This window comes from Halorubrum sp. B52 (assembly GCF_059752555.1).
Genome location: NZ_MWTG01000009.1, coordinates 1,015,322 through 1,041,499, shown reverse-complemented (window position 1 = coordinate 1,041,499; position 26,178 = coordinate 1,015,322). Strand labels below are relative to the sequence as shown.

Here is a 26,178-nt window from a genome sequence, read left to right as displayed (position 1 = left end):
CGTATGACCGGGGAACCGACGTTGGGAACCGGTCGAAGGAGTTGGATCAACTCCACGGTCTTTCAACTCGGACGACCCGGAGCTCACAGTTATTTCCAACCGAGCCGGGAACGGTATCCAGATCGCTATACCGCTCTATAACACTCAATATCGGTTCCAAGTAACGATTATGGTGATACCCTCTGCATATCCAGTCGTGACCAATCACAGCGCTCGGCTGGACTACCGGATCGCATTCGTCTGTGTCCAAAACGCAGGGCGGAGCCAGATGGCGGCGGAGTTCGCAGAGCACGAACGCGACGAACGTGACGCAGGCGATCGGATCGATATCATCACTGGCGGGACACGGCCCGCCGACCACGTTCACGATGTCGTCGTTGAGGCGATGCGTGAACTGAACATCGAACTCGGCGACCGAACGCCGCGAGAGGTGACGTCCCACGAACTACAGGCGGTCGATCTGGTCGTCACGATGGGTTGTTCGGCGTCGGACGTCTGCCCGGCGACGTGGAACGGCGAGAGCCGCGATTGGGGACTCGACGATCCACACGGTCAGTCTCCCGAGGACGTACGCGAGATCCGCGACGAAATTGAGGAGCGTGTCGTCGCCCTGTTTGACGAACTCCTGTCGAAAACGGCGTCTGCGGAGTAACGCGGATGCGGAATAACTCAGGCGACGATCGGTGCCAGCAGATCCCTACCGGACCACCAGCCGGAGGCGGGAATTATGACTGAAGCGAAATCCGACGACGACTCGGTGAAGCTCGACGGACTGCCCGTCGAACGGGCGGTTGATAGCGTCATTGTTGACGAGGAGAATTCAGACGAGGTCCGAGAGACGCTCGCGCTCGTGGCCCAGGATGGCGTCGTCCGCCGGGCGGCCGTCGATGACGCGGTCGCGAACGCGTCGATGGTGGCGACGACCGCCGAGACGCGAGTAGAGCTCGCGACCGAAAAGCTGGACAGCGCACGGGAAACCGCCACTTCAGTCTCGGATCTGGATCTCGTGTCGGCACGCATCGACAACTTCGACGCACGTCTCAACGCTATCGAAGAACGAGCAGACCGTCTCGGTGACGCCATACAGAAGGTCCTCTCGATGAAGGAGGACGGCGATCTCTACGAGATCGCGCGACGGATCAGACGGGTTACGAATGCTGCTATCGAGGTCCAGCGTGCCGCCGATGACCTTCAGTTCGAGCTCGACTCATTCGAAGAGTGGCTCACCGACACTGATCGACGCGACGAGGAGCTCTCCGCCGACGTCGATGCACTCGCGGAGTCAGTGAACGAGCTTGAGGACATCGTCGAAAGACTCGCTGTCGACGACAGCGAACCCGAGAGCGAGGCGGCGCACACGTGGGCCGCAACGATGGTCCGGCACCGTGTCGTGTCGTTGATGATCGCGGATCTCCGAGCGGAACGAGCGGCGCTTCGAGCGTGGGCCGAGCGTGAAGGCGGTACTCCGCCGTCGGACATCGAATCCCGACTCGACGAGTTTCAGGCCAGTCACGAGGCCGTCGGGGAACGGCTCACCACGCATGCCGAACCCGGGTGGACCGACCGGTTCGAGAACCAGTTGACCGCGCTCAACGACGCGCTCGAAACGATGGAGCCGCCGGTCGCATGGGCCGAGGTCGAAGCCGTTGTCGAGGAACACCGCCCCGCAGTCGAGTAGCGAACGGAGTCTTCAGAACGGCATCCACCGTTCGGGGGGTCAGATCGTCAGATATCGATATTTTCGGCGCGTATCACAGTTCTCGCGGCGGTATCGGCCATGGATCGACCACAATTCGCGGTCCATCCCAGGTAAGAGAGCGCGTTGGACAGCACGACCGCTGTGGCGACCGATTCTGTAACAGACCCATCGTATAGACGTTGTTCGAGCGCTTCAATGCCCTCGGTGGCATCGTCACATCGATCCCTCGCCTGTTGGACCTTTACCGTGTCGCCGTCGAGGACAGCGGTTACCGCGTCATCAACGGCGCACGCAACATCGTCGGCCACCGAGGACACGTTTTTGGCCACCTCGTCTGCGGGCGGCTCGGGTAGTTTTTCTCCGGTGGTCGCGATCCTAACAGCCTGATCGGCGACGATCTCCAGACGATGGGCGATAGCGTAGTAGGTGAACAGCTTGGGTCGGGAGACACCCAGTGCGTCGAGCTCGGCGTGGGAGACCAGTGACCGCGAGAAGTGTCGAGTGACCATCTCCACTGAGCGGCGCACTTCATCGGCACGGTCACAAATTCTCGTGTGTGTGTCCGCAGCGTCAACGAAGGCCTCGGTTGCGTCACGGAGTAGTGAAACAACCACGTACTGGAGCTGAACTATCGACTGGCAGACAGAGACAGACGAGGTATCCAAGAGGTGTCCGATCCTAATTTCCTCGCTTGACTCACTAAGAACGTTCATTCCGACGACATTCCTAGTTGTGGACTGTACGGCTTTGCGCTCTGCGTCGGAGAATGTGTCCGCCGGACGTAGTGTTATCGTCTCGAACCCGACTGCATGAGCCGTTCGAACCGCACGCTTGACGGCTTCAGTACCGCCGCCGTCGATATCGACCGTTGCTTCGTCCAAGCAGTCGACATCCATACCCGAGGACCGGATGAGGACCGACCCATCACGATGCGTGTACAGCTGCAGTTCCATGCCAACCTCGAAGCCGTTGTTCGTCGCCCACGCCTTCGGAATTGAGACGGTGAACGTGCCGCCGCCGACCTCCTGCAGCTTTCTGGTCTCCATGGTCAGTAGATCAGCTCGGGGTCACCGTCGTTCATGTACAGCGTGCGCGCAGCGATATTGACGGCGTGATCACCGATTCGTTCCAGATCACGGATCGTGAGCAGCAACCGCGACACGTCGTCGAGCAGCTGTTCTATGTCCCAGCGGTCGGGGTCACCGGCGATCAGCTCGCGCACGACGGCTTCGCTAGCATTCTGACACGCCGCGTCGAGTTCGTCGTCGCGGTCGGCGATCGCACGACACGCCTCGGAATCGGCGTCGACGTACGCGTTGACGGCCGCCCGGAGCTGACTGGAGGCGGTCTTGCCGATATTTTGTATCCGGACTTCTGCGATGATTTCTGAGCTGCCGGCGAGGGCGTAGCGAGCGAGGTTCGTCGCGAGGTCACCGATCCGCTCCAGATCGGTAAGGATCTTGAACGACGCAGCGACGAAGCGGAGGTCCGAGGCGACGGGCTGCTGGAGCGCGATCAGGTCGATGCAGTCGCCCTCGAGCTCGAGGTATCGTTCGTTGATGCGGTCGTCGTCCTCGATCACCTCGCGAGCCAGCCCGTGGTCGTCGCTTTCGAGCGCTTCGAGCGCCCGCAGGAGCTGACTCAGCACGCTTCTCGCCATCGACTCGACGTCGGCCCGCAGTTCGTCGAGCGACTCGCGGTACCCTTCTCGAGGCACGGCGATCACCCGAACTTCCCGCTAACGTAATCCTCGACGCGCTGACTCTCGGGGTTCTCGAATATCTTCTCCGTGTCGTCGTACTCGACGAGCTCGCCGCCGGTCAGAAAAACCGCGGTCTGGTCGGAGATGCGGGCGGCCTGTTGCATGCTGTGGGTGACGACGACGACCGTGTAGTCTTGTGCGAGGTCTTCGATGAGGTCTTCGATCTTTGAGGTGGCGATCGGATCAAGGGCTGAAGCCGGCTCGTCCATGAGGATGACCTCCGGGTCGACGGCCAGACACCGGGCGATACAGAGGCGCTGTTGTTGACCGCCGGACAGCCCGAGCGCGTTGTCGTCCAACCGGTCGTTCACCTCCTCCCACAGCGCGGCCCGTTCGAGCGACCGCTCGACGAGCGCCTCCTCGCGGTCGGGCTCCGCGCGCCCCGTCAGCTTGGCGAGCAATCCGGTCTCGATATCGCCGTGTTTCCGCGGTCCGTAGGAGACGTTCTCGCGGATCGACTTGGGGAAAGGGTTGGGACTCTGAAACACCATCCCGACCCGCTTGCGAAGTTCGACGAGATCGGCGCCGTCCTGGTAGATGTTCTCGCCGTCAAGCTCGACCGTCCCATCGACGCTGGCGGCGCGGATGCGGTCGTTCATCCGGTTGAGACACCGGAGGAACGTCGATTTCCCGCAGCCAGACGGGCCGATGAGTGCCGTCACGCTCTGTTCGGGAATGTCCATCGAGACGCTCTTCAGCGCGTGGTCGTCTCCGTAATGAACGTCAAGATCCTCGATGGCGAGTTTCGTCTCGCCGCCGGCCTCGTAGCTCGTCCACTCCGGACGCGTTTCCTCGACAGTCTCCCCAGCGGTCGTGGAGACTCCCTGGCTGTCCGTGCGGTTCGCCGTGGTCTCTGCGGTCTCTGTCTGACTCATTGGTGAAGTTTCCGTCTAAAGTAGTAGCGCGTCGCAATTCCGATCGCGTAGAAGACTAACACGACGAGCAGCAGCGTCAGCGCCAGTCCCCACGCGTATTCCTGTGGGTTCTGAATGTTTCCGCTCAAGCCCGCCGTGATGAGCGCGTACAGCTGATACGGTAGCGCGCTCGTCGCCTCCAACAACGCGGGGTTGCTGACGAACGGTGGTGACGCGCTCAGCTGAAAGCCGCTCAACACATTGGGGGCAGCCGATTTCGCCGGGAGGACGCCACCGCCCATGGTCAGCAGGATAGGGGCGGTTTCGCCGGCGATGCGCCCGACACCGAGGATAACGCCGGTGGTCACTCCCGGAATCGCCGCGGGGAGGACGACGCTGCGGACCGTCTGCCACTTGGAGACGCCGAGCGCCGCGCTGGCGTCGCGGTACTCGTCGGGTACCGCCAGTATCGCCTCCCGGCTTGTGATCAGCACTAACGGCAACAGCATGAAGCCGAGCGTCAGCATCCCGGCTATCAGCGACTTCTGGTTGCCGAATCGAGGGATCAGGAAGGCGGCGCCGAACAGTCCGAACACGATGCTCGGCGTGCTCCAGAGGCCGTTTGTCGCCACCTCGACGGCCCCCGTGAACCTCCCCTGTTCCGCGTACTCGCTGAGAAACACTGCGGCGCCGACACCGGTCGGCACAGAGAAAAGGACGGCACCGATGACCAACCAGACCGTCCCTACAAGCGCGGGGAACACGCCCGCAGTGTTGGCCAACAGCCCGGCACCGTTGGTCAGGAACGGCCAGCTGATGAGAGCTGCACCCCCGACGCCGAAGCCGTTGAACAGTCCGGGGAGTCCTTTCACCGTGACGAAAGCGACGAGCCCCACCAGCACGGCCAGTATCGAGCAGACGACGAGGTAGATGAGTACGTACGCACCGACATTGCGCCCCCGAGCACCGAACCCGCCGTACGCTTTCGCCGCGCTCCAACCGGCTACCAGCGAGGCGAACATCACGACCGCGGGAACGACGGTGTCGCCGAACAGCGTCGCGTTGTACCCGGCGAGAACCTGCTTCCACCCGGGACCGACGACACCGGTGATGAGCGATAGTCCACAGAGGCCGGTGACGGCCCCGGCAGGCATCGTCGATCCGATATCTTCGCGGGGGAGCGCGGTCGTCGCGAACGCAACTCCACCGAGGACTACCCCGACTCCGAGCCGGCCGCCCGTTCCGAGCCCAACTGCTCCCGACACGATCGCGCCCGCGGCGAACCAGATCCCCGTGAACGCAGCTGCGGCGACGATCCCCGCGCTAGATTGGGGTGCCACGTCAACGTACCCGAACCGTGAGGCGACCCCAAAGCCGATGACTGACGCTCCGAGCGCGAGTAGCACCGCGCCAAACGCCACCAACAGTTCGAAGCCGGCAACAGGGTCGTCGATCGCGACGACGCCCAGCAGTGCAGCCAAGCCGACCGCAAACGCGACTCCGGAGAGCCCGACCGCAGTTCCGGCGGCAGCCTCGTACAGCGTGCGGTCGTCCCGGACGAGCACACTCTGGGGCGCGCGGCTCATTCGACACCTCCCAGACGGCGACGCATTCGCGCCTCGATGTACTGCGAGCCGAGACTCAGACACAACACGGTCACGAACAGGACGACGCCGGCGGCGAACAGCGCGCTCTCGTGAACGCCGTTCGCGCTGCCGTAGCCGCGTGCGATGAGTGATGTGAGCGTCTCGTAGCCGTAAAAGACGTTCACGAGTGGCTCGCTGATCCGCGGAATCCCGGCCAGCATCACCGTCGCGGCCATCGTCTCGCCGATGGCTCGACCGACACCGAGGAGGACGGCCGATGAGACACCCGAAAACGCCGCAGGGAGCGTGATCGAAGTCATCGACTGCCAGTCAGTCGCCCCGAGCGCGAGCGACCCGTTTTTCATCACGTCCGGAACGCTCGTCAGCGCGTCCTCAGCCACCGAAACGACCGTCGGCAACGCCATCAGCCCGACGACCATGCCGACGAACAGGTACGTTGAGCCGCCGTTGAGGTCGAAGGCTCCGCTCGCCCACGGGTTGATGACGGTGAACCCGATGAACCCGTAGACGATCGAGGGGATTCCCGCCAGAATCTCGATGCCCGGCTTGACGAGCTCTCGAACACGCGGCGGTGCGATTTCAGCGATGAACAGCGCCGCGGCGACGCCGAGCGGAGCCGCCACGAGCGTCGCGATGGTGGTCACCATCACTGTCCCGTGAATCATCGGGAGCAGCGAGTAGCGAACGGGCTCCGAGACGGCGTCCCAACGGGCCTGTGTGAACATTCCGAGTCCCGGAACGGAGACGCCGAACACGCTCGTCGTCTCGTACTGAAACGCCGGAATCGATTCGGCGAAAATGAACACGACGATGAGCCCAAGGGTCACGAGCGTCACCGTCGTCATCGCGAAGGTGACCGCACGGGCGACGAGCGCCTGATGACGCGCCCAGCCGTAGCCCGTGGCGATCAGGAACGTGCCGAGTGGAACGGCGGTCCACGGCGACGCCAGTAGGAACCCGACGAACGCGGCCAATAGCGACCCCATTGACACGAGGACCACTGCCAGCGCCTCCGGGTCGGTGTCATCGACGAACTCCTGCGTTCTGGTCAGCCGTCGCTCGATGCTAGCGCGCCAATCGGTTTGGGGGGTTAGTGACATATAATGGGGTCGGACCGCGAAGCGAAGTCCGCGCGGCCGAGGAGTTACGCCTGATTGGGGAGCTTCTCGCGTTCGGCCTTGATGTCGGAGGTCGGCAACGTGATGTAGTTGACGTCCTCCACGAACGTCTTCTGGCCGAACTCGGTCAGGAACATGTTGAGGAATGCGGCCTCACGCATGTCCGTCCCCTCGGGCGTCTCTTCGTTGATCCGGGTGTACATGTGTAGGTCCCGGTTCAGCGGGTACTCGGAGTCGAAGATGGTTTTCTCGGCGTCGGGGTCCGGGCGGAAGACGGTTCCTTCGAAGTCGATCGCGATCGCCTGAATCCCCGACCCGGAGAACGCCAGCGCCATGTATCCGATGGCGTTGTCGTTGTCCTGCAGAACCTGCTGGACCTGCTGGTTCTGCCCGAGGCGCGTGTCGACGTCCATCGGCGCGTCGGCGTCACCGAGCATGTTCAGCCGGAACGACGTGTCCGTCCCGGAGCCCTCGGCGCGGCCAACCACGTAGATCTCCTGATCGGGCCCGCCGACCTCGCTCCAGTTGGTAATGTCGCCCTGGTAGATACCACGGATCTGCTCGCCGGTGAGCTGGTCAACGCCGGCGTCGTAGATGGCCTGACTGACGAACACCGGCTGGCCGTCGCGGCCGACGACGTGGTCGACGTAGTTCGCGTCGCGCTCGTCCTCGCTGATGTCGAGCTCCGCCGTGATGGGTCCGGAGGAGTTCCCGATGTCGACGAGCCCGTCTCGAACCGCCTCGCAGCCGGTCCCTGAGTGGCTCAGCGCCACGCGGGTGGCGAACGGCGGGTTCGACCGTTCACCGGACGGCTCGAAGCCGTACAGGCTGGCGAAGTAGTCGGCGATATTCATGTCGGTGTCGATCTGGTCCCACCCGGCGACCGACGACTCGTCGTTGGAGCCCCAGTATTCGCCGTCGCTCGCCGGCGAGTTCGAGTTCCAGTAGGAGCTCCCCTTGTTCGAGATGGGGTACACTGTCGAGGACCCCTCGGCCGTCACCGTCGCCGGCCCCGACGAGCCGGAATCTATCGTATTCCCTTCATCGCCCCCGCTTCCACCGTCTGCGCCATCCTCACTGCTATCGTTGTTGCCACTGCACCCCGCGAGACCGGCCGCCCCGACGGCGGCCGTCGTGAGCAGATACTTTCGGCGTGATACCGTGTCCGCCTGACGCCCCGAATCACGTGACATCACATGACCGCAGGTGGGGCTCTATTAAACAGGTTTATAATAGGTTACTATACTTATATATTCTGAGCATGTATTGGTACTATCAAGCAGTATCAGTTGCTACCGATATAGACCAGTACATAGTCAACTGAACGATTTGATGAACAGTCTGTAAGGCTTGTTCAATATTCCAGCCGCTGTGTTCCCACTCTGTAGCTGAGCGATGATCAATTCAAGTGTACGAATCCAGAAGTTCAGAGTTATACAGAAGTGAACAGAAAGGAAGGCATCACTGTATTCTGATCTTTTCAAACTGAGGCTCTAGGTAGAACAATTTATGTTTTAATTTGAGTATTTCTTCAGTATATCGGTATAAGAGACAATTAGCAGCCATTTTATCGGTGACAGAAGACCAGGTGATCAAATCACGAAGATGAATCCACTCACACTCCCAGCAATCGCTTGTGGTGCCCGAAAGAGCAGATCGACAATGGGCGGATGACAGCGTCACAAACGGAGGGAGAACCAGTACCAGCTCTTCAGCTGACTATTGTTCGATATGATGATATTTCTGATCGTGTTACGATTCATCTACCTAATTTGGCTGGGATCGAACAGATGGAAACCTGGATTTCAACAGATATCTCCCTAGTGGCTGATCTCTCGATGAGGCGGTAATGATACATAGATCATAAATATCGGACTTATTCCAGCGATCTTTCCGGGGCCAACTCACCATTTGGCTCCGTTTGGCTCTGTTGAACCCCTATTATTCAGAGATAAATTGGACTGAAACAGCTGGTCGCTGAAGGATGCGAATTCACCGTCAAGAGTCCTACCAGACCACATAGATATTCCGAAAGTCATGCGAGATACAACACGCGAGCCGGTCAGTCCAGCGTGATCCATGTCAGAAACCCGATTGCGAGGGTTTCGAGGACGTGAAACAGCAGCATTACACGCCACACGATCACCGGGACCTGTGTGGCGAACCACGCCGACAGCGTAGGATCGACGATATAGTAGTACAGTGCGATCCCGTTCTCGCCGAGCAACAACAGGGCGAACAGCAGGAGTCCAAGTGCGTGTTTGGAGTGGAGTTCCAAGTAGTTGCGGCCCCAGACGGAACTCAATACCAACAGTAAGACAACGTTCACCCCGGCGGCGACGCGTGCCAGATCGAAGAGGAGCGTCACCGGTCTCCCCCGCGTGTCGTGTGTGTCATGATTATTCGATTTGGTCCGTGATCGTCTCGACTGTCTCCCAGTTCTCCCGAACGGTGTCGGAGGGCAGATACACCGCACCGTACTCCTCGCCACTGGCTCGCACGACGCCGTTTTCCGCCAGCACGTCGAGGTGGTGCCGGACCGTGTCGTAGTTCAAGTCCAGTGTTTCCGCGAGTTGGTTCGGGTTCCGCGGCTGCTCGCGGAGTGCCCGCAGGATTGCCACCCTGTTTGGGCCGCCACGCGTGCCCGAGAGCACGTACCAGAGGACGGCCTCCATTGTCCATTTATTGGGTACGTGCTGTCGTAAGACCATCGATGTCCCAACGGACAGGCGAGGAGTGTCGGGCCGCGCGGCCCTAGACGGTCACCGACGGTACGTTCGGTGGGTTGGGATCACTCCTCAACGATAAACTGACCGGCGATATCGACGACCTCATCCATCGTCTTCGGCTTATCCACGCCGTCCGGGAACGGACTGGACGCGTTCACCTCGTTTAGCAGCGCGGCGTGGCGTGCCTCCACGCTGTGGATCCCGATGGCGGCCGAGAAAACGTCGTCATTGGAGACGCTGGGTGCGGCTCCCTTGTAAGCGGCGACCCCCGTATTTTCAAGCGCTTTTGCGACGCCAAGGAACTCGCTCGGCGTACCGTAGCCGAAGTCGTAGGTGGCCTCTGAAACGGGATCGCCACCGAGGTCTTCGACGGTCTGCGAGATGGCGTCAACGTGGGCTGCCTCATGCGCACCGACCGTACGCAGGTGATCGGGCAGCGTCGATTTGACCTCGTCACCGAACTCCGAGAGCGCTTCCGCGTTCATGATCTGCTCGTCGCTGAACTGCTCACGCCCGCTTCGGTAGAACGCGTTCTCAAGGTGTTCAAGCGTCAACGCGTAGTTCAGCACGTCGATATCGCTCGTTCCGTCGTCGCTTTTCCGATCGGCGGTCGGCCGGTCGTTGCCCGTCTCGTAGACGCTCGGGTCCACATCGCTCGTGACGAACCCACCCGCGATCTCCAACACCTCGGAGATGGATTTCGCCTCGTCGACCCCTGCGGGGAACGGCGAATCCCCATTGACGAGGTTCAGGAAGCTCGCGTGACGGGCCTCAACGCTGTGGATGCCGGCCGCCGCACCCAGCACGTCGTTGTTCACGATCTGCGGAGCGGCGCCGGCGTAGGCGGCGACGCCCGTGTTCTCAAGCGCCTTCGCGACGCCAAGGAACTCGCTCGGCGTCTCGTAGCCGAAGTCGTACTCCCCTTCGGCGACAGGGTCGCCGTTGAGGTTCTCAACCGTCTTCGTTAGCGCTTCCACGTGGGCCGCCTCGTGGGCACCGACGGTCCGGAGGTACTCGGGCACCTCCATCCGGACTTGTTCGCCGAACGTCGAGAGCACGTCAGCTCCCATCAGTTCGTCATCAGCGAACGTCTCCCGCCCGTCTCGGTAGAAGGCGTTTTCGAGGTGTTCCAGCGTTAACGCGTAGTTCAACAGCGGCACGTCCGGAGCCACCATCGGCTCAGGGCTCTCAGTCTCCGTCTCGTTCGGTGTGTCCATCTCGTCGTCGCTGTCCATCCCGGCGCTTTCGTTCATCTCGTCGTCGCCGCTACCGTCGTTACTCGAACAGCCAGCTAGGCCGACGGCCGCCGCGGCTGCCGTCCCAGCGAGGAAGTTCCGTCTCGTCCGCTCGTCGTCCGCTCCAGGTAGTCGGGTCATTGCTCCATCCCAGTCGACGCCCCCATCTCCCTTGAATATTTTCAGAATTGTTACATAAATTCGACGGAGACGGGACGGTGGTGCGGGGGAACTCTCTCCCAAATTCGTTCCAATTGGTCGCAGTCACACAGCCTATCTGACCACAACAGTCTGCTGATCTCCACCGACGAGGTCTCTGACACGATGTAGTTGGATCAGCGTTGTTTGTCGGTATGTGAATCACCAATACTGAGCAAAATGGGGCTCAGATATCACTGGTAGGGAATTTCAACAGAGTCGCCACGTTCTCTATATATTGGCCAATACCCTTCATATAGATCATAGTAGCAATTAAATCGGTTGCTGGAGTCCCCTGTATGTATTCCGACCTTGCACCAAATCAAGGAGCCTCAAAGCATGAATGTACACATCTCAGCTAATCAATAGCATATGGAAACACGGAAAGCACAGATCACCGGGGGATCTACGTTTACAGTTTCGCTTCCGAAAGAGTGGGCGAGGAGTATTGGATTAGAGTCAGGAGATACGCTTCAACTGTATCCGCGCGAACAAACACTGATAATCAAACCGGCAGAGAAGAACGGACATTGGGACACTATCGTCGATATTGACCACTATTCGGAAACTCAGCTTCGAAGAGCCATTCAAGCGGCATATACTACTGGTTTTAACCAGCTTACGCTCGCTGCCTCCACAGATTTGAATCAGAACCGGAGAGTGATTTCTGCGACAGCTCGAGAATTTATCGGGCTCGAAACACTCGAATCCACAGAGAGCCAAGTCACGCTCCAGAGTCTTCTTGATTCAGCAACGGTTTCCGTCGAACAGTCGACGGTCCAAATTCAGCAAGCTGCACTCTCTATGCACAAGGATGCAGTTACCGCATTGATCGAACAAGACGATAGTCTCGCGGAACACATTACTAAACAGGACACTCAAGTTGACCGATTATATGCAATGATCACTCGGCACTTTCAGCGGTCTCTAGTCAGTCTGCGAGAAACCGAAGAACTCGAATTAAATCAATCTGATCTCTATGATTATCAGACGACCGCACGACAACTCGAGCGAGTTGCCGACCACGCAGAAAAAATCTCGAATCTTGCCGTCCGATTAGAAAATCCACTGCCAGACGATTATATTGGCGAGATAGAGATGAACGCTGAAGAGTCTCGGAACATCGTCGAACAGGCCACGAGTACGATCATCGGAGATGCAAACATCGAAACTGCTCACAGAGCATTGGATAATCGTGATGAACTCACTGCGGAGCTTGAGAACCTCGAACGCAAACTCCACCAACAAAATATCCCTGAAAGTCACTTGATCGCGTTGACGCTGGACAGCATCACAAGAACAGCAGAATACGGTGGCAATATCGCTGAAACCGCACTCCAGACTGCTGCCCGACAGAAACAGCTCTGAAGGGAATTCACCAAAGAAGGCAATATCCTGTTTAACTCGGAGAAGACCATTCTGTGTCGTCGAACCCGCCAATGAGGAGGAGATGGAGGCAGACGGAGACAACGGGTCCCAAGCGTCGCTCGCCAGCGAGCGGGCACTCGCGAGCATCGAGCGCGTCAGCGACGACCTGCAGGAGAAAGTCGAGCAGTTCGAAGAACGCGAGGACGCGCTTCGTAAGCGGTTTCAGGACACGATGGCCTGAGGCCGTAACGGTTGACGCAACTGTATATTTTGTTTTGTTGATTGGAAGTGAAATAATAGAGAGATAGAGGTGTCCACGGACAGAAACAAAAGAGGGCCAAACTGAAATCTATCGTTTCCAACACGATCCAGCCTTACTGCTTGTCGCCTTCGTTTTCGCTTGCTTGAAGTTTTATAACCTCATCGCATGTTGGACACTCAGCAAAAACACTGATATCCCCGTCTGCTCGTTCGTATTCAATAAGTTTCCATGCCTGTGAGATATCACGAGTACAGGTAGGACAATGACCAAGCGAGGGTGGATTATTGGTCATAGAGGAGAGGAGGGGAGCGTGTGCCTCTGATTCCTCCATCAGATACTGAGATTTAAGTGATATTAAATATGGTGTGTAAATGCGCCGCCTGTGACAGTCCGGCGATTACAACGCACCGCGATACGCTCACAACGAGTAGAACGAACGAGGCCCATGGTCGTCCTGCCACGCAAACGCGTAGAGACGGCGGGTTTCGACACGCCGGAGCCGGCGGCCGTCGTCACTTTCGCCCGTTGTGAGTGTCCACGTCGTGCCATCACCTCTGACCGAGCCGCTCTCAAGTCGAAGTTCGAATTCCGGCTGCTCGAAGGCGTGAAGACCGTCGTCGGTCGCAAGGACAATAACATCAGTTTTACCCACAGTTGCCTCCACGACGCCGCCGGCCGCCTCGACGACGGGCAGCGGGAAGCCTAGCGCGCCGCCGTCGGCCGGCGTCACGCCGAGGACGACCGTTTTCGGATCGAGATCGTCCCGATTCCACTCGCGCTCCGGACCCTCGCCGCGCATCCCGCGGAGCCCGAACACGTCGCCTTCCTCGTACGACTCGTAGCCTGAGGGGTCGTAGCCGTTCGCCGCGGCCGACCCCTCGGACTCCGGCTGGAGCACCACCCCGTCGGGGTGGGCCTCGCGGAAAGCCGCGTAGGTGGTCATCGGCCCGGGTCGAACGCGGAGCCGCTCGCCGACGAGTTTGCCCGCGATACACTCACCGGTAGACTGCTTCCACTCCGAGTCGGTCTCGTGGTCGTACAACACGAGATCGTCGTCGGCCAACTTCCCGGAGACACCGAAGGTGAGCCGTCGTCCGTCGACGATCGCCTCGTACACGACTCCGCTGCCACAGATCGGACACCACGTGACAGCGATCGGGGCCTCCCCGCCGTCGGCGGTCTCAACCGCGTCGTTGACGACTTCGTGGTAGTTGAGGATACGAATCGGGTAGGCGCGAGCTAGCGACGCCTCGGCGCCGGGCTCGACGATCAACACCTCGTCGTCGAGATCGCCGAAGTACTCCTCCCCGAACGTCGGGCCGTCGATGCTCGGGATCGCGTCCTTCGGGAGGACTGAAATCACGTTCATCGCCGACTTGCTCGAGTCGTTCACTGGTCCTCCGGAGCGGTGAGATGTTCTCGCCCCCAGTCACGCATGGCGGTGATCACGGGTTCGAGCGACCGCCCTCGGTCGGTCAGCGAGTATTCCACGCGGAACGGCTTCTCGCTGACGACGGTCCGGTCGATGAACCCGTGCTCTTCGAGGTCTTCGAGGACGTCCGACTGGACCTTCCCTGAGATCCCGTCGACCTCCTCTTTGAGCGCGTTGAATCCCAGCGGCCCGTTCTCCAAGAGTCGGTGAATGACGACCGGATGCCACTTTTTACCGATCAGCGTCGCAGTCGTCGTGATCGGACACCAGTCGCTGCCCGCACACCACACCTCCAGGGGCTCGGTATCGGTACTCATACCCGATTCACGGACTGCACGGAAATAAAGGTACATTTGGTAAGTAGGTGAGGTAACGAAACTTGACACACCGATCGGTAAACACGATCGTGCTCGCGGGGATGGGTGCGAATCTCTGCGTGGAGTCACACCTGCGCGACGCCGTTGAGAACGGCTTCGAGGTGCTGACCGTGACGGATGCCACGGCGGCCGCCGGCGAGGAGGCGCTTCAGACGGCGCTCACGAACTACGGGTTCATCGCCCACGAGACCGCCGAGACCGGCGACGTCGTCAAGCGGCTGGCAGCGGCAGAGTAGGGTCAGCGTCGTAAGAGAACTCGGCTACGCGGCGTCTTTCCACACGTCAGTAACCCACGACTGAAGTCGTGGGCTTGTCAGTGGACTCCCCTTCTGTCGTCGAATCGACGCTGGCGGTGAATCCGCCGTTCAGGTTCAGCGTCCCTGACGTCAGCGCACACTGACAGGGTGCGCCTCCATCCGAAGACATCTGCCCCGAATGGAGTCGTTTCATCAGTTTCCGAGCGATATTCTTGCTCGCGTTGTAATCCGCGTTCAGTTCGTACTCGCACTTCTCACATACGAACTGGTGTTTCGATTGTCGATTCCTCCCGTGTGTAAAGCCGCACTTCGAACACCGCTGGCTCGTGTACGCCGGACCCACCTGCTCGACTTCAATATCGAGCAGCTCGGCTTTGTACTCGACGTACTCGTACAAGCGGCGGAACGCCCACGCGTGGAATCGCTTCGCACCAGCCATTCGATCCCGGATATCCGTCAGATTCTCGAACGCGACGTGCGTACATCCGTGATCGCGAGCTTCGTCGAGAATCTGGTTCGAAGCACGATGGAGTTCATCCCGCATCCAGCGGTGTTCTCGGTCGTCCATCGACTGGATCGACAGGTGCGCCGACCGCGTGCCCGTCTGCTGCATTGACCCGCGGGTCTTCTCGAACTCGCGGCGTCGATGATTCATCTCGTCGGCGTTCCCGATGAACGCGCCTGTCGACGTCACCGCGAGCGAACCGTCAACGTTCAGGTCAACGCCAAGGACTGTTCTGTGCTCGGCGTTAGAAGCAGCCGCGGACTGCTCGTGTTCGTCTGTGGTGTGGCGCATTCGCGTGTGGAGGTAGAACGCCTCAGTCGAGCGGTCGTACTGAAGCGTGGACATCCGAAACTCGTAGTCCTCGTTCAGCAAGTACTCGCCGATCGGTGTCTCCTCAGGATCATCAGGAAGTACGTACTCACACTCGACGCGCCCGTTCACTGTTGAAAGAGAGACGTGGTCGCGGTGGAACGTCGCGGAGCGCTTGTCGTAGATGACGCTCCACGCGTCGAAGTGCGGTTGACTGGTGTTTTCGCCGTTTTTGAGTCGGGCGACACCACTTTTTGTGGCTTCGATAGCGCGTCGAATCCCCTTCTGGACGAGGTTCGCAGTCAACTCCGTCTCGTCCCGAAGTCGGTCGTAGAGAGCGTTCTCGGCTTGTTGTTTCGAGGTAACGCAATGGTCGTCCGGGTGTCGCCACGCCCATTCCGCGGTCGTGTTCGCACAGTGGAGGAACTGCTCTTTCGTCTGATGGAGGTCGTCGCACCACCCCTCGGGCACGTCAAGTTTGACTTTGACGGTGCGAATCACATCCCCCATCTACATTTCACATATTAATCTATTTATTCATAAATTCTGCGGCTGGTAGTGGGGAGTCAAGTTGCTATCGCCCGTTGGTTCTGACGAGTAATGTCGGATTCCTCCCACGGCTGAAGCCGTGGGCTTCCTCCTCGTTCCTCTGTGAGTCGTCTGTGGTCGACAGACGTCTGATCGATGCGACTCCTCACGAGGTAGCGCGGTCGGGTCACACAACCGGTACACTTCTTTACAAACGGACAGTAACCGAACGTATGGACCGACCGTCTCCGAGCGACCGTCTCGCGTTTAAATCCGAGGGCGTCGTGATAGCGGTCGTCGCGTTCGGGCTGACGCGGGGGACGGTCGCCGACCTGTTGGTGGCAGAGCGGGGGTTCGCGACGGAGGTGAGCGCGGTACTGGTGTTAGCGGTCGGATTCGGCGTCGTCCTATACGGGATCAACCTCGCGGTCAGCGCCCGGGACCGGACGTACACCCGGACCGTCCTCGTCTGGTTCCTCGGCGGCGCCGCGGCGGTCGGACTCGTGCTCGGACCGTTGCTGATTACGTCGTCGTCGGGAGACGCCACCGCCACAGCTGCCGCCGTCGGCATCGTCGGCGGCGGCGCAGGACTGCTCGTCGGGATCCGCGGCGCGGAGACGGACCGACGGCAGGCCACCGTGGACCGGCAGATCGAACAGGCGCGACTCCTCAATCGGATCCTCAGACACGAAGTCCGGAACTCCGTCACGATCCTCCGGGGTCACTCGGAGATTCTGTTCGAGGAGCGCGAGGAGACCGCCGACCGGAGCAAGACGGCAATTACCGACGCGATCTCGCGGATCGAACGGGCAGTAGACGAGACGCGGTTCCTCACCGTCGGCACGGTCGACGGCGGTAGCGCGCTCGGGCCGGTACGGCTCGACGAGGCGCTCCGGAGACACGCGGAGCGCACCGGTCGGGACGCGTCGGCGGTGGCGGTCTCGTCGGTGACGATCAGAGCGGACCGATACGTTGACCGGCTGCTCGACGAACTCGTCGCACTCCCTGATTGGGCGGACACCGGCGCCGATCCCCTCGCGGTCGACGTCGGGGACCGGTACGTCGAGCTGTCCGTCACGGCCCCCGGAGCGTGGCTCAGCGCTCGCGAGCGCGACGTGCTCGTCGAGGGGATCCCCGAACAGGAGCGGAACGACGTGGACTACGGCGTCCCGGTCGTCCGGCTCCTCGTCGCGAGATACGGCGGGGATATCAGCGTCGACGACACCGGCGAAGCGACTACCCTCCGGGTGCGGCTCCCGCGGACCGGCCGAACCGGCACGGGCGACGACACGCCGGGACTCGCGAGCGGGACGCTGTGGCGGACGCTCGGCATCGGGCTGGCGGCCGGCGTCGCGATGGGCGCGTTCTTTCAGGCGACGACCGGAACGCTGCCGGTGATCGGCGCGCTGTACGGGGCGTCCGTCTCGTCGGTGGGGTGGGTCGCGCACCTGTTCCACAGCGCCGTGTTCGCGACCGTGTTCACCGTGGTCCGCTCGGAGATATCCGGCAGGCTGCTCGGTGAATCCGTCGGGGCCAGCGTCGCCGCGGGGATCGCGTACGGGCTCTTCCTGTGGTTCGTCATGGCGGGAGTAGTCATGAGCCTCTGGTTGAACGCCGTGGGAGTCGCGACGCCGCTCCCGAATCTCGGCCCGGCCTCGCTCGTCGGTCACCTCCTCTGGGGCGGACTTGTCGGTGCGCTCTCGACGACGCTTCCGCCGCTTCCAGACCGGCAGACGATCCGGGACCAAGTGTTGGCAGCCATCGGTCGATGACGGGTTGAGCACCACTCGACGGTCAAGCACTTTCTCGGCTCGGTCGAACCGCCCGTGCGCTCTCGACGCACGATCTGAACGCTGTTAACATCCGTTGACTCCGATTTATTGTATGGTACTGATTGACAGACGAACACTTCTTGGTGCTCTCGGGGTTGGGATATCGTCGGTTTCGGGGTGTCTCGGATCCTCCGACGCCGGCGCCGAATCTGGGTCGATTGACGACGGCTCTGACGGATCGACCGGTTCGGCTGCCGAGGGGCCGCCGACGGTCGAGCGGTCGCTCCCGGCGGCGTACACGGCCGAGGAGCTCGAAGAGGCGAGCCGGTCCGGCGGGCCGCCGCCTGACGGCATTCCCGCGATCGAGGACCCGCAGTTCGCCGATGCGACGGACCCGCCGGCGTTGCTCGACGACGGCGATCCGGTGTTCGGTGTCGTCCTCGGCGGCGAGGCGAAAGCGTACCCGCAGTCGATTCTCGTGTGGCACGAGATCGTCAACGACGTTATCGCCGGGACGCCGGTCTCCGTGACGTACTGTCCGCTCACCGGCACCGCACAGGGCTTCCACCGCGGCAAGACGACGTTCGGGGTCTCGGGACAGCTGATCAACGCGAACCTCGTCATGTTCGACCGTGCGACGGAGGCCTGGTGGCCGCAGATGCTCGCGACGCGGATCACCGGCGACGACCCCGGAGAGCACCTGCAGGAGTTCCGGGTCGTCTGGACGACGTGGGAACGGTGGCGCTCGGCTCATCCCGAGACAGTCGTGCTCACCGACGACACCGGATTCGCCCGGAACTACGGCAGCGATCCGTACGGCGGGTACAACCCTCGAAACGGGTACTACGTCGGCGATTCCTTCCTGTTTCCACCGCTCACGGAGGACAACCGGCTCGCCCCGAAAAACGTCGTGATCGGGATGCGGTCGGCGAACGGCGCCGTCGCCGTCCGCAAGGAGACGCTCCGCGAAGAGCGGATCATCGAGTTCGAGCTCGGTGCCATCCGCCACGCGGCCGTCTACGACGAATCGCTCGACACCGGGTACGTGTACCGGACCGAGGGTGGCGCGGAGAGCGGTGGGGAAGAAGGGACCGATAGTGCCGACCTCGAAACCGCGACACTCTCGTGGGCGGACGGGGACGTCGTCGTCGACGGCACCGTTCACGCTCCCGACTCGCTGCCGTTCGCGCGGGAGATCGTCTTCGACGCCATGTGGTTCGCTTGGTACGGCTACTACCCGATGACCGATCTTCACCGATGAGCGCTCGCAGCACACGTCCGACGTTTTACGATGTCCTCGGAAACATCGACGGGGCGGTGCGACTGGTCATCGGTCGCCGCGATAGCGCGGCGGTCATCGCCGCCGTGACAGTCGGCTACTTGCTGGCGTACCTCTGGGCGACGGGCGATCTGTCCCTTCGCACGGGGGTCGCCCCCGGCGTACTCGTGATCGACGACCCGCTCGGTCGCCTGTTCGCCCGGACCGGTCCGGCGTCGTTCGGCGCGATCGCCTCGGTCGACACCGGCATTGTCCGGCTGCTTCTCTCGCCGGTCAACGTAGCGATCGGCGGTTTCGTCGCCGGCCTCGTCGGGATCAACCTCGGGATGACGTATCTGGCGGTTCGACGGCCCAAGGCGTGCGGGATCGGAGCCGGGTCGGGCCTGCTCGCGTCCATTCCCGCCCTCCTCTCCGGGACGGTCTGTTGCGGCCCGGTCGTGCTGCTCGCGATCGGCGTCCAAGCGACGGCCGTCGTCCTGACGGCGTTCGTCTGGCTATTACCGATGGGGGTTGCGCTGCTTCTCGCCAGCCTTGCGTACGTCGCAACGAAGATCAATCCGGGACGGCCGATCAAATCTGGATGACCGATCGGGATCGGGACGACCGAGAGAGTCGCTCCGTCTCCGCCGCCACGAGCGCTATCCGCTGACTGCTCCTGTGGCGACGAGACTCCAACCGACGGTCGCTCCCGCGGCGACGAGCATCATCGTCAACGGGCGCGTCGAGCGCTCGCGGTGCGCTGATCTCGGGCGGTGTCACGTTCGCAACCGTGGTCGTCGCGGCCGTAACGATTCGGTGGCGGCTAAATCGATGAATGCGGCGGAAGGGGCGATATCGCCGCCGGCGGTCAGAGGATTCCCGCGCCGCCGAGGATCAGCCGGACGCCGATGACCGTCAACAGCCCCAGGACGACCCCGTGCCGGAGGCGTTCGCTCACGCGCTCACGGAGACGTTTTCCGACCGCGACGCCCGCGACGGCGGGGACCGCGGCGGCGACTGATGCGAGGACGAGACCGAAATCCGGGTAGAGCCCGAGCGCTCCAGCAGCGCCAACTCGCAGACCGTTGATGCCGACGAACACGAGCGCGACGACACCGACGAACAGCCCGTGTGAGAGGTCGAAACTCCGAACGAACGCGACGAGCTGGACTCCCACGTTCGTCGCGCCGAACAGGACACCGGAGACGACGCCGACGATCGCCATGACGAGCGGCGTATCGGCGAACTCCCGCTCGCTCACGACAGCGAGGGACGGTAACGGGACGGCGTGCTGATTCGTCGCGACGAAGCCGAGCGAGACGAACCCGAGCAGGATCCGGAGCGGGGGTTCCGGGAGCCGGTCGAGGAGTGCCATCCCGAGGAGAGTGCGATGAGAGCGGCGACGAGCAGCGGCGCGAACCGGATCCCGCACGTGCGAAGTTCCTCGCGGGTGAGATCGCCGACGAGCGCGAGATTGACGGCGAACATCGGAATGATCATGAACGTGACGGCGGTCGCGGGATCGAGCGTCGCGGCGAGTACCATGGTCCCAACGACGGCGAATCCGAACCCTGCGACCCCGTTGACGGCGCCCGCGACCCCGACGACGACGGCGATCGTCGCCACCAGTTCGACGGAGAGCGCGAGGGTCATACGCCTGAGATGACGCGGTTATTCATAAATAACCGCTGACTGTGTAGTGCCGAGACACGGGCGCGAGGTCGGCCGTGTGCTGACGGCGGCTCTCGGGCTCTCGGATACGTATTGAGGTGTGTGCGATCACACCGCACGATCGGCCGAGACTCATACCCGTCGGCCGTCGTTATTCAAGTATGCTCCAAACCGGACAGACGGCGCCGACGTTCGAGCTTCCCGGTGCGGGCGGCGGACGAATCGACACGCACGGGCTGGCCGAGTACGCCGACAACGGGTGGGCGGTGGTGGTCGTGTTCTACCCGTTTGACTTCCACCCCGTTTGCACGAGCCAGATGTGTACGCTCAGAGACAGCGAGACGCTGTCGTTGCTGGAAAACACCGTCGTGCTCGGAGTCTCCACCGACGGCGTCTACAGCCACCGCGCGTTCGCCGAACAGCATCGGATCGATTTTCCGCTCCTCTCGGACAGCGACGGTCGCGTCGCAGAGGCGTACGGGGTGCGAGCCGACGAGATCGATGACCACCGCGGGGTCGCGCGGTCGGCCCTCTTCGTGGTCGATCCCGACCGTATCGTCCAGTACGCGTGGCGAAGCGAGGAGACGGGCGACGAGCCTGACCTCGAAGCCGTCAAGCACGCCGCGCGGTGTCACGGCGACGAGTGCGAACTGCCGGACGGGAAGTCGTATCTGTGAGGTCATTCGTCGGAATCCATTACCTACGGGTAACCCGGTTACCGACTCGTTCGCGCGCCTTTATCCGATAGTCTCGCATCTAGGTTACTAGAGGTAACCTGCGTCGGCTCGCCGGCGCGTGTCACATATCATGGTAAGCATACTCACCGGACTGATCGCTGGACTGATCGCGACCGTTGTCATGACGATGTTCATGATGACGATGGGAGACGACTCGCCGCCGCCGACCGCCGTCCTCTGGGCGAAGTACGTCGGCGACGAGGGGCCCGAGGCGTACATGAAACAGGGTATGCTGCTCCACATGCTGTACGGGGTCGGCGCTGGGGCTGCCTTCGCAGTCGGTGCGACCGCACTCGGGCTCGCTGTCGGCGCCGGTGCCCTCGTCGGGAGCGTCCTGTGGGGACTCGCCTTCGGGCTCGTCCTGATGGTCGGCGGAATGATGTTCTGGATGCGCATCGTCCTCGCAATGGAACCCGACCCGAAGACGATGGCTGCGTTCGGCTTCTTCCACGTCGTCTACGGCGTCATACTGGGCGCGGGAATCGCGCTGCTCCCGGTGTAAGGCGTGGGCACGAACACGAACGCGGACGGTCGTGGCCCGGGATGCCTGCGCGACGACCGCCCGGTACACAGCTGTACCGCGGCGGCCGGATCGGCGGTCGGTCGCGGGATAGAGGCGACCGTTCGACACGCCGCGTTCTGGACGGCGATCGCGTTCCCGGCGACGTACGTCGTCGGGAGCGTCGACCCCGTCGCGGCGGCGCTGCCGGTCGGCTGGCTACCGCTCGCGATCGCGACGCATCTGCTGCTGCTGTGGGTCGGGCACGGCGCTCACCATCCGGAGTAAGCGATGCCAGGCGTACTCGCACTAGCGACTGGGGTCGACCCGCTGCCGCTGCTCTCGGCGGTGTCGGTCGATCGAATCCTCGATCACTGGTGGGTGTTCCCCGCGTCGGTGCTGTTCTCGATGATCGCTATCGCGGCCGGCGTCTCGGGCGCGCTCTTCTTCAGCCCGTTCTTTCTGTTGGCCGTCGGGCTCAGCCCCGCGCAGGCGGTCGGCGCAGGCCTGATGACCGAGGTGTTCGGCATGGGCAACGGGCTCCGGTCGTATGTCAAACAGGGCGTCGTCGACTACGCGACCGCAAAGTGGCTGCTGGTCGGCGCGCTCCCGGCGATCGTGATCGGCTCGTTCGCGGCACATTACGTCCCAGACACGCTGTTGCGTGGCGGGTTCGGCGTCGGGTTGTTCGTGCTCGGCGGGTTCCTGTTGTACTTCGACTCCCCGGAGGAGACCGAGCCCGGCGAGCGGGAAGGGGAGTTCCTCGAAAAGAAGAACGCGGAGTGCGGTACCACCATTGTCAACGCCAGCGACGGCGAGCGGTTCGTCTACCCAACCTGCTGGCGCCCGCCGGGCGTCGCGCTCGCGGCGCTCGGCGGAGCGATCACGGGATTGATCAGTGCCGGCCTCCCCGAGATCGTGACGACCCAGCTCGTGGCGCGGTGTCGGATGCCGCCGCGAGTCGCCGTCGCCACGTCGGTGTTCGTGCTCGCGATCGCCGCGGTCGCCGGCGCCGCCGTCCACGCGCTGGCGGCGACGCCGGTCTGGTACGTGGTGGTCTGGTCGATCCCAGGGGTGCTCGTTGGTGGAACGGTCGGCGCCCGCGTCGGCAAGCACGTCCCGAGCGGACTCATGGAGCGCGGGTTGGGCGTCGTCTTCGGGATCGTTGGCGGGATCGTCCTCGTGACGACGTTCGGCGTCTGAGACGCGACTCGAGGGGAACCGACGGCGCTCGGGTCGCGATCCGGGCAATCACTCCTCCGGGGCCATCCCCTTCGCCACGAGTTCCGCCAGCGCGGTCGCCGACTTCTCGAGGTCGGAAAGCCTCATCCCGTCCCGGACGTGGTCCGCCTTCGTGAACTGGACCTCTTCGTACGCGACGACCTGTAGCCGGTTCCCCCACGGGTCGCGGAAGTCGAGCCCGCTCGTGTCGAGCGTCTCGACGCCGTGCTCGTCGAGCGCGCGCCCGACGTGCCGGTGGTCGTCGATCGTGCCGTCGCCGTTCGCGTCAGCCGCGGTCTCCATTAGCGCTAGGAACTGGTCGCCCATGTCGAGGAAGACGCCGGCGTCGGAGCGGCCACGTACCTCGAACTCGAACACCGACCCGTAGAACTCCGTCGCCGCCTCGACGTCGCCGACCGGCAGTGCGACGTGATTAATCCCGACGAGCCGAGCGGCAGAGTCGTTCTCGGACATGCGTGATTTCTCGGGAAGGCGACGTAATACTCCGTCGCCGAGCGGTCGTGTATCGCGGGCACCATTGCGGACTTTGATGGCGTTGGGCACCGTCGTCGGGGCCATGCAGGAGTTCGACTTTCTCGTGATCGGGTCGGGGTCCGGACTGGACGTGGCGAACGCGATGGCCGGCCGGGGGAACTCGGTCGCGGTCGTCGAGGAGGGGCGGCTCGGCGGGACCTGTCTCAACCGCGGCTGCATCCCCTCGAAACAGCTCCTCTACCACGCCGACGTAATGGAGACGATCGAGGGCGCCGGCGCCTTCGAGATCGACGTCGAGGTCAACGGCGTCGACTTCGCGGAGATCGTCCGGAAAGTGAACGAGGACGTCTCGGAGAGTTCCGAGTCCATTCGTCGGGGGCTCTCCTCGTCGAACGCTCACGACCTGTTCGAGGGGACCGGCCGGTTCGTCGACGACCGCACCGTGGAGATCGTCGACGGCGACGACGTGGGCGCCACGCTGCGGGCCGACATCGTCCTCGTCGCGACTGGCACCCGTCCCTCGATCCCCCCGATCGAGGGGATCGAGGACGTGGACTACCTCACGAGCACGGAGGCGCTCCGGTTGGAGACGCCGCCGGAGCACCTCGTAATCGTCGGCGGCGGCTATATCGCGGCCGAACTCGGCCACTTCTTCGGGACGTTCGGCAGCGACGTGACTATCGTCGGCCGGCGCGAGCACCTCCTCCCGGAGGCGGACGCGGAGGTCGGCGCGGCGTTCACCGACCGCTACGCCGACCGGTTCGACGTGTACACCGGCTACGAGGCCGTCGCGGCCGACGAGACGGACGGCGAGGTGACCGTCGAAGCCCGCCCGTACCCCGAGGCCGACGCGGTCCGCGCGGGCGGCGAGACGGTCGGCGCGCCCGACGAGGCAGAGAGCGTGACGGTCTCGGGCGACGCGCTGCTCGTCGCCGCGGGCCGGCGCCCGAACACCGACGCGCTGAACCTCGGCGCGACCGGCGTGGAGACGGACGAGGACGGGTTCGTCGAGACCGACGAGTACCTGCGGACCGACGCCGAGGGGGTGTGGGCGCTCGGCGACGTGGTCGGCGAGTACCTGCTGAAACACAGCGCGAACCACGAGGCGAAGGCCGTGATCCGGAACCTGCTGGGTGACGAGCCGGAACCCGTCGACTACTCGGCGATGCCGTTTGCGGTGTTCGCCTCGCCCGAAGTGGCTGGTGTCGGCGTGCGCGAGCAGGACCTCCGCGAGGCTGATGTCGAGTACGCCACCAACACATACGCGTACGACGAGACGGCCCGCGGCAGCGCGATGCACGCCGACGGGTTCGTGAAGGTGCTCATCGACCTCGACGGGAACATCGAGGGGTGTCACATCGTCGGCCCCGAGGCGTCGAACCTGATCGAGGAGGTCGTCGTCGCGATGACCGCCGGCTCGGGGACCGTCGCGGACATCCGCGACGCGGTGCACATCCACCCCGCGCTCTGCGAGGTCGTCGACCGGGCCTTCTCGGGGCAGTTCTCCAGGGGCGGCGGCCACGACCACCACCATCACGGCTGAGCGGCGGCGGTCGCTCGCCTCCGATCGGATCGGGGAGACGTTTTGACGCTCGCCCTCCAACGATCCCCATGGTCCGATCCCGAAACGCCACCCGTCGGCGGTTACTGACCGGCGGCGTCGTCGCGCTCGGGCTGCTAGCCGGCTGTTCCGACCGCGGCGCGGACGACACTGGCGGGGCAGAAGGCGTCGGCGACGGGGACGACACAGACGACGGGGAGGGCACGGAGGAAGCCGATGAGACCCCCGGCTCGGACGACGGAACCGGGACTGACGGCGGCGAGGACCTCGATCTCCGGGAGGCGAACGTCGTCGACGTCGCCGTAGAACCGACCGACGCTGGGTACGCCTTCGACGTGACGCTGCACCACGACGACGACGGTGAGGAGGGGTACGCGAACTGGTGGCAGGTGGAGCGGCTCGACGGCTCCCGGCTCGGTCGGCGGGAGCTGCTCCACGCGCACTCCGAGCAGCCGTTCACGCGGTCGGACACCGTCGCGGTCCCGGACGAGGTGACCTGCGTCGTCGTCCGGGGTCACGACGAGACGCACGGCTACGGCGGGGTCGCCGCCGTGGTCGATCTCGACCCGGGAGCGGTGCGTACGGTCGACCAGGGAACTGACCCGCGGTCGGTCAAAGCGAGCGACTGTCCGTGAGGCGCCGGGCTATCTGTGTCACGTCATCGCATGCCGAATCGGCGTTCCGGACACACACCCGCGGGTGGGTTTTGTACGGGTGACGTTTA

General features: G+C 62.8%; 28 protein-coding genes and 2 pseudogenes. 15 read left to right on the top strand and 15 right to left on the bottom strand.

Going from position 1 to position 26,178, the window contains the following annotated elements; translation table 11 throughout:
- Nucleotides 1–169 precede the first annotated feature (169 nt).
- Both B4V04_RS13850 and B4V04_RS13845 read left to right on the top strand, forming a co-directional pair.
- Nucleotides 170–652: an arsenate-mycothiol transferase ArsC gene (locus B4V04_RS13850; protein ID WP_498232330.1), complete on the top strand. Its 483-nt coding sequence runs from the start codon at nt 170–172 to the stop codon at nt 650–652.
- 258 nt (nt 653–910) lie between these two features.
- Nucleotides 911–1,678 (top strand): halo transducer protein, encoded by a 768-nt coding sequence (locus B4V04_RS13845; RefSeq protein WP_498232329.1) that lies wholly within the window; start codon nt 911–913, stop codon nt 1,676–1,678.
- Nucleotides 1,679–1,725: 47 nt separating this feature from the next.
- On the opposite strand, the gene B4V04_RS13840 is transcribed toward B4V04_RS13845, so the two are convergent.
- The 6 genes from B4V04_RS13840 to B4V04_RS13815 are packed head-to-tail and all read right to left on the bottom strand — an operon-like array spanning nt 1,726 to nt 8,233.
- Complete coding sequence (locus B4V04_RS13840; RefSeq protein WP_498232328.1) at nt 1,726–2,745, bottom strand: AbrB/MazE/SpoVT family DNA-binding domain-containing protein; 1,020 nt, start codon at nt 2,743–2,745, stop codon at nt 1,726–1,728.
- Nucleotides 2,746–2,747: 2 nt separating this feature from the next.
- Entirely contained in the window at nt 2,748–3,425 is a 678-nt protein-coding gene (gene phoU, locus B4V04_RS13835; protein WP_498232327.1) for a phosphate signaling complex protein PhoU, read from the bottom strand.
- A complete protein-coding gene (pstB, locus tag B4V04_RS13830) occupies nt 3,422–4,336 on the bottom strand; it encodes a phosphate ABC transporter ATP-binding protein PstB (protein ID WP_498232326.1) in 915 nt (304 codons plus the stop codon). The genes phoU and pstB overlap by 4 nt, the downstream gene beginning before the upstream one ends.
- Nucleotides 4,333–5,901, bottom strand: a complete 1,569-nt coding sequence (gene pstA / locus B4V04_RS13825; RefSeq protein ID WP_498232325.1) for a phosphate ABC transporter permease PstA — start codon at nt 5,899–5,901, stop codon at nt 4,333–4,335. Before pstA ends, pstB begins: the two co-directional genes overlap by 4 nt.
- Nucleotides 5,898–7,022: a phosphate ABC transporter permease subunit PstC gene (gene pstC, locus B4V04_RS13820; RefSeq protein WP_498232324.1), complete on the bottom strand. Its 1,125-nt coding sequence runs from the start codon at nt 7,020–7,022 to the stop codon at nt 5,898–5,900. Before pstC ends, pstA begins: the two co-directional genes overlap by 4 nt.
- A 44-nt stretch (nt 7,023–7,066) precedes the next feature.
- Nucleotides 7,067–8,233, bottom strand: a complete 1,167-nt coding sequence (locus B4V04_RS13815) for a substrate-binding domain-containing protein (protein ID WP_498232323.1) — start codon at nt 8,231–8,233, stop codon at nt 7,067–7,069.
- 477 nt (nt 8,234–8,710) lie between these two features.
- Between B4V04_RS13815 and B4V04_RS13810 the strand changes: the two genes are divergently transcribed.
- Nucleotides 8,711–8,890, top strand: coding sequence for a DUF7511 domain-containing protein (locus B4V04_RS13810; protein ID WP_498232322.1), 180 nt, complete (start codon nt 8,711–8,713; stop codon nt 8,888–8,890).
- 212 nt (nt 8,891–9,102) lie between these two features.
- Here the strand turns inward: B4V04_RS13810 and B4V04_RS13805 are convergent, their stop codons facing one another.
- From B4V04_RS13805 to B4V04_RS13795, 3 genes are all read right to left on the bottom strand, one after another.
- Complete coding sequence (locus B4V04_RS13805; RefSeq protein ID WP_498232321.1) at nt 9,103–9,408, bottom strand: DUF8036 family membrane protein; 306 nt, start codon at nt 9,406–9,408, stop codon at nt 9,103–9,105.
- 31 nt (nt 9,409–9,439) lie between these two features.
- The gene (locus tag B4V04_RS13800) at nt 9,440–9,715 is read right to left on the bottom strand and encodes a winged helix-turn-helix domain-containing protein (RefSeq protein ID WP_498232320.1); all 276 of its coding nucleotides are present in this window, start codon (nt 9,713–9,715) and stop codon (nt 9,440–9,442) included.
- A gap of 116 nt (nt 9,716–9,831) precedes the next feature.
- Complete coding sequence (locus tag B4V04_RS13795) at nt 9,832–11,247, bottom strand: ferritin-like domain-containing protein (RefSeq protein ID WP_498232319.1); 1,416 nt, start codon at nt 11,245–11,247, stop codon at nt 9,832–9,834.
- A gap of 327 nt (nt 11,248–11,574) precedes the next feature.
- Between B4V04_RS13795 and B4V04_RS13790 the strand changes: the two genes are divergently transcribed.
- Together B4V04_RS13790 and B4V04_RS13785 are read left to right on the top strand one after the other, a co-directional pair.
- Nucleotides 11,575–12,570, top strand: coding sequence for an AbrB/MazE/SpoVT family DNA-binding domain-containing protein (locus B4V04_RS13790; RefSeq protein WP_498232318.1), 996 nt, complete (start codon nt 11,575–11,577; stop codon nt 12,568–12,570).
- Between the two features lie 21 nt (nt 12,571–12,591).
- Nucleotides 12,592–12,811 (top strand): annotated as a pseudogene (locus B4V04_RS13785) (hypothetical protein); the annotation flags it as partial.
- A gap of 133 nt (nt 12,812–12,944) precedes the next feature.
- Here the strand turns inward: B4V04_RS13785 and B4V04_RS13780 are convergent.
- The 3 genes from B4V04_RS13780 to B4V04_RS13770 form a co-directional block, all read right to left on the bottom strand.
- The gene (locus tag B4V04_RS13780) at nt 12,945–13,163 is read right to left on the bottom strand and encodes a DUF7837 family putative zinc-binding protein (protein ID WP_498232317.1); all 219 of its coding nucleotides are present in this window, start codon (nt 13,161–13,163) and stop codon (nt 12,945–12,947) included.
- Between the two features lie 87 nt (nt 13,164–13,250).
- Complete coding sequence (locus B4V04_RS13775) at nt 13,251–14,225, bottom strand: DUF3179 domain-containing (seleno)protein (RefSeq protein WP_498232316.1); 975 nt, start codon at nt 14,223–14,225, stop codon at nt 13,251–13,253.
- Nucleotides 14,222–14,581: a winged helix-turn-helix transcriptional regulator gene (locus B4V04_RS13770; protein WP_498232315.1), complete on the bottom strand. Its 360-nt coding sequence runs from the start codon at nt 14,579–14,581 to the stop codon at nt 14,222–14,224. The genes B4V04_RS13775 and B4V04_RS13770 overlap by 4 nt, the downstream gene beginning before the upstream one ends.
- 62 nt (nt 14,582–14,643) lie before the next feature.
- Here B4V04_RS13770 and B4V04_RS13765 point away from each other — a divergent pair, with 62 nt between their 5' ends.
- Nucleotides 14,644–14,877, top strand: coding sequence for an isochorismatase family protein (locus B4V04_RS13765; protein WP_498232314.1), 234 nt, complete (start codon nt 14,644–14,646; stop codon nt 14,875–14,877).
- A 46-nt stretch (nt 14,878–14,923) separates the two neighbouring features.
- Here the strand turns inward: B4V04_RS13765 and B4V04_RS13760 are convergent, their stop codons facing one another.
- Complete coding sequence (locus B4V04_RS13760; protein ID WP_498232313.1) at nt 14,924–16,222, bottom strand: RNA-guided endonuclease InsQ/TnpB family protein; 1,299 nt, start codon at nt 16,220–16,222, stop codon at nt 14,924–14,926.
- 251 nt (nt 16,223–16,473) lie between these two features.
- On the opposite strand from B4V04_RS13760, the gene B4V04_RS13755 reads away from it, so the two are divergent.
- The 3 genes from B4V04_RS13755 (at nt 16,474) to B4V04_RS13745 (ending at nt 19,875) form a co-directional block, all read left to right on the top strand.
- Nucleotides 16,474–18,012 carry an ATP-binding protein gene (locus tag B4V04_RS13755; RefSeq protein ID WP_498232312.1) on the top strand — a complete coding sequence of 513 codons (1,539 nt, stop codon included), beginning with the start codon at nt 16,474–16,476 and terminating at the stop codon, nt 18,010–18,012.
- A 112-nt stretch (nt 18,013–18,124) separates the two neighbouring features.
- A complete protein-coding gene (locus B4V04_RS13750; protein ID WP_498232311.1) occupies nt 18,125–19,273 on the top strand; it encodes a DUF3179 domain-containing protein in 1,149 nt (382 codons plus the stop codon).
- Nucleotides 19,270–19,875 (top strand): hypothetical protein, encoded by a 606-nt coding sequence (locus B4V04_RS13745; protein ID WP_498232310.1) that lies wholly within the window; start codon nt 19,270–19,272, stop codon nt 19,873–19,875. Before B4V04_RS13750 ends, B4V04_RS13745 begins: the two co-directional genes overlap by 4 nt.
- Before the next feature lie 263 nt (nt 19,876–20,138).
- Here the strand turns inward: B4V04_RS13745 and B4V04_RS13740 are convergent.
- A pseudogene (locus tag B4V04_RS13740) lies at nt 20,139–20,923 on the bottom strand (TSUP family transporter).
- Nucleotides 20,924–21,102: 179 nt separating this feature from the next.
- Between B4V04_RS13740 and B4V04_RS13735 the strand changes: the two are divergent.
- From B4V04_RS13735 to B4V04_RS13720, 4 genes are all read left to right on the top strand, one after another.
- Nucleotides 21,103–21,618: a redoxin domain-containing protein gene (locus tag B4V04_RS13735; RefSeq protein WP_498232309.1), complete on the top strand. Its 516-nt coding sequence runs from the start codon at nt 21,103–21,105 to the stop codon at nt 21,616–21,618.
- A gap of 130 nt (nt 21,619–21,748) precedes the next feature.
- Nucleotides 21,749–22,180: a hypothetical protein gene (locus B4V04_RS13730; RefSeq protein WP_498232308.1), complete on the top strand. Its 432-nt coding sequence runs from the start codon at nt 21,749–21,751 to the stop codon at nt 22,178–22,180.
- A 3-nt stretch (nt 22,181–22,183) separates the two neighbouring features.
- Nucleotides 22,184–22,465: a hypothetical protein gene (locus B4V04_RS13725; protein ID WP_498232307.1), complete on the top strand. Its 282-nt coding sequence runs from the start codon at nt 22,184–22,186 to the stop codon at nt 22,463–22,465.
- Nucleotides 22,466–22,468: 3 nt separating this feature from the next.
- Nucleotides 22,469–23,380: a sulfite exporter TauE/SafE family protein gene (locus B4V04_RS13720; protein WP_498232306.1), complete on the top strand. Its 912-nt coding sequence runs from the start codon at nt 22,469–22,471 to the stop codon at nt 23,378–23,380.
- Nucleotides 23,381–23,428: 48 nt separating this feature from the next.
- On the opposite strand, the gene B4V04_RS13715 is transcribed toward B4V04_RS13720, so the two are convergent.
- Nucleotides 23,429–23,872 carry a VOC family protein gene (locus tag B4V04_RS13715; RefSeq protein ID WP_498232305.1) on the bottom strand — a complete coding sequence of 148 codons (444 nt, stop codon included), beginning with the start codon at nt 23,870–23,872 and terminating at the stop codon, nt 23,429–23,431.
- A 103-nt stretch (nt 23,873–23,975) separates the two neighbouring features.
- Here B4V04_RS13715 and B4V04_RS13710 point away from each other — a divergent pair, with 103 nt between their 5' ends.
- Nucleotides 23,976–25,436, top strand: a complete 1,461-nt coding sequence (locus B4V04_RS13710; RefSeq protein WP_498232304.1) for a dihydrolipoyl dehydrogenase — start codon at nt 23,976–23,978, stop codon at nt 25,434–25,436.
- 68 nt (nt 25,437–25,504) lie between these two features.
- On the top strand, nt 25,505–26,089 hold the full coding sequence (locus B4V04_RS13705; RefSeq protein ID WP_498232303.1) for a hypothetical protein: 585 nt from the start codon (nt 25,505–25,507) through the stop codon (nt 26,087–26,089).
- Nucleotides 26,090–26,178 lie beyond the last annotated feature (89 nt).

Coding starts and splice junctions, on each gene's coding strand:
- B4V04_RS13730 (WP_498232308.1), top strand. CDS start 21,749: ATGGTAAGCATACTCACCGGACTGATCGCTGGACTGATCGCGACCGTT.
- B4V04_RS13710 (WP_498232304.1), top strand. CDS start 23,976: ATGCAGGAGTTCGACTTTCTCGTGATCGGGTCGGGGTCCGGACTGGAC.
- B4V04_RS13780 (WP_498232317.1), bottom strand. CDS start 13,163: ATGGAGGAATCAGAGGCACACGCTCCCCTCCTCTCCTCTATGACCAAT.
- B4V04_RS13735 (WP_498232309.1), top strand. CDS start 21,103: ATGCTCCAAACCGGACAGACGGCGCCGACGTTCGAGCTTCCCGGTGCG.
- B4V04_RS13790 (WP_498232318.1), top strand. CDS start 11,575: ATGGAAACACGGAAAGCACAGATCACCGGGGGATCTACGTTTACAGTT.
- B4V04_RS13715 (WP_498232305.1), bottom strand. CDS start 23,872: ATGTCCGAGAACGACTCTGCCGCTCGGCTCGTCGGGATTAATCACGTC.
- B4V04_RS13850 (WP_498232330.1), top strand. CDS start 170: ATGGTGATACCCTCTGCATATCCAGTCGTGACCAATCACAGCGCTCGG.
- B4V04_RS13750 (WP_498232311.1), top strand. CDS start 18,125: ATGGTACTGATTGACAGACGAACACTTCTTGGTGCTCTCGGGGTTGGG.
- B4V04_RS13815 (WP_498232323.1), bottom strand. CDS start 8,233: ATGTCACGTGATTCGGGGCGTCAGGCGGACACGGTATCACGCCGAAAG.
- B4V04_RS13845 (WP_498232329.1), top strand. CDS start 911: ATGGTGGCGACGACCGCCGAGACGCGAGTAGAGCTCGCGACCGAAAAG.
- B4V04_RS13745 (WP_498232310.1), top strand. CDS start 19,270: ATGAGCGCTCGCAGCACACGTCCGACGTTTTACGATGTCCTCGGAAAC.
- pstB (WP_498232326.1), bottom strand. CDS start 4,336: ATGAGTCAGACAGAGACCGCAGAGACCACGGCGAACCGCACGGACAGC.
- B4V04_RS13840 (WP_498232328.1), bottom strand. CDS start 2,745: ATGGAGACCAGAAAGCTGCAGGAGGTCGGCGGCGGCACGTTCACCGTC.
- B4V04_RS13755 (WP_498232312.1), top strand. CDS start 16,474: ATGGACCGACCGTCTCCGAGCGACCGTCTCGCGTTTAAATCCGAGGGC.
- B4V04_RS13760 (WP_498232313.1), bottom strand. CDS start 16,222: ATGGGGGATGTGATTCGCACCGTCAAAGTCAAACTTGACGTGCCCGAG.
- B4V04_RS13770 (WP_498232315.1), bottom strand. CDS start 14,581: ATGAGTACCGATACCGAGCCCCTGGAGGTGTGGTGTGCGGGCAGCGAC.
- B4V04_RS13810 (WP_498232322.1), top strand. CDS start 8,711: ATGACAGCGTCACAAACGGAGGGAGAACCAGTACCAGCTCTTCAGCTG.
- pstC (WP_498232324.1), bottom strand. CDS start 7,022: ATGTCACTAACCCCCCAAACCGATTGGCGCGCTAGCATCGAGCGACGG.
- B4V04_RS13800 (WP_498232320.1), bottom strand. CDS start 9,715: ATGGAGGCCGTCCTCTGGTACGTGCTCTCGGGCACGCGTGGCGGCCCA.
- B4V04_RS13720 (WP_498232306.1), top strand. CDS start 22,469: ATGCCAGGCGTACTCGCACTAGCGACTGGGGTCGACCCGCTGCCGCTG.
- B4V04_RS13705 (WP_498232303.1), top strand. CDS start 25,505: ATGGTCCGATCCCGAAACGCCACCCGTCGGCGGTTACTGACCGGCGGC.
- pstA (WP_498232325.1), bottom strand. CDS start 5,901: ATGAGCCGCGCGCCCCAGAGTGTGCTCGTCCGGGACGACCGCACGCTG.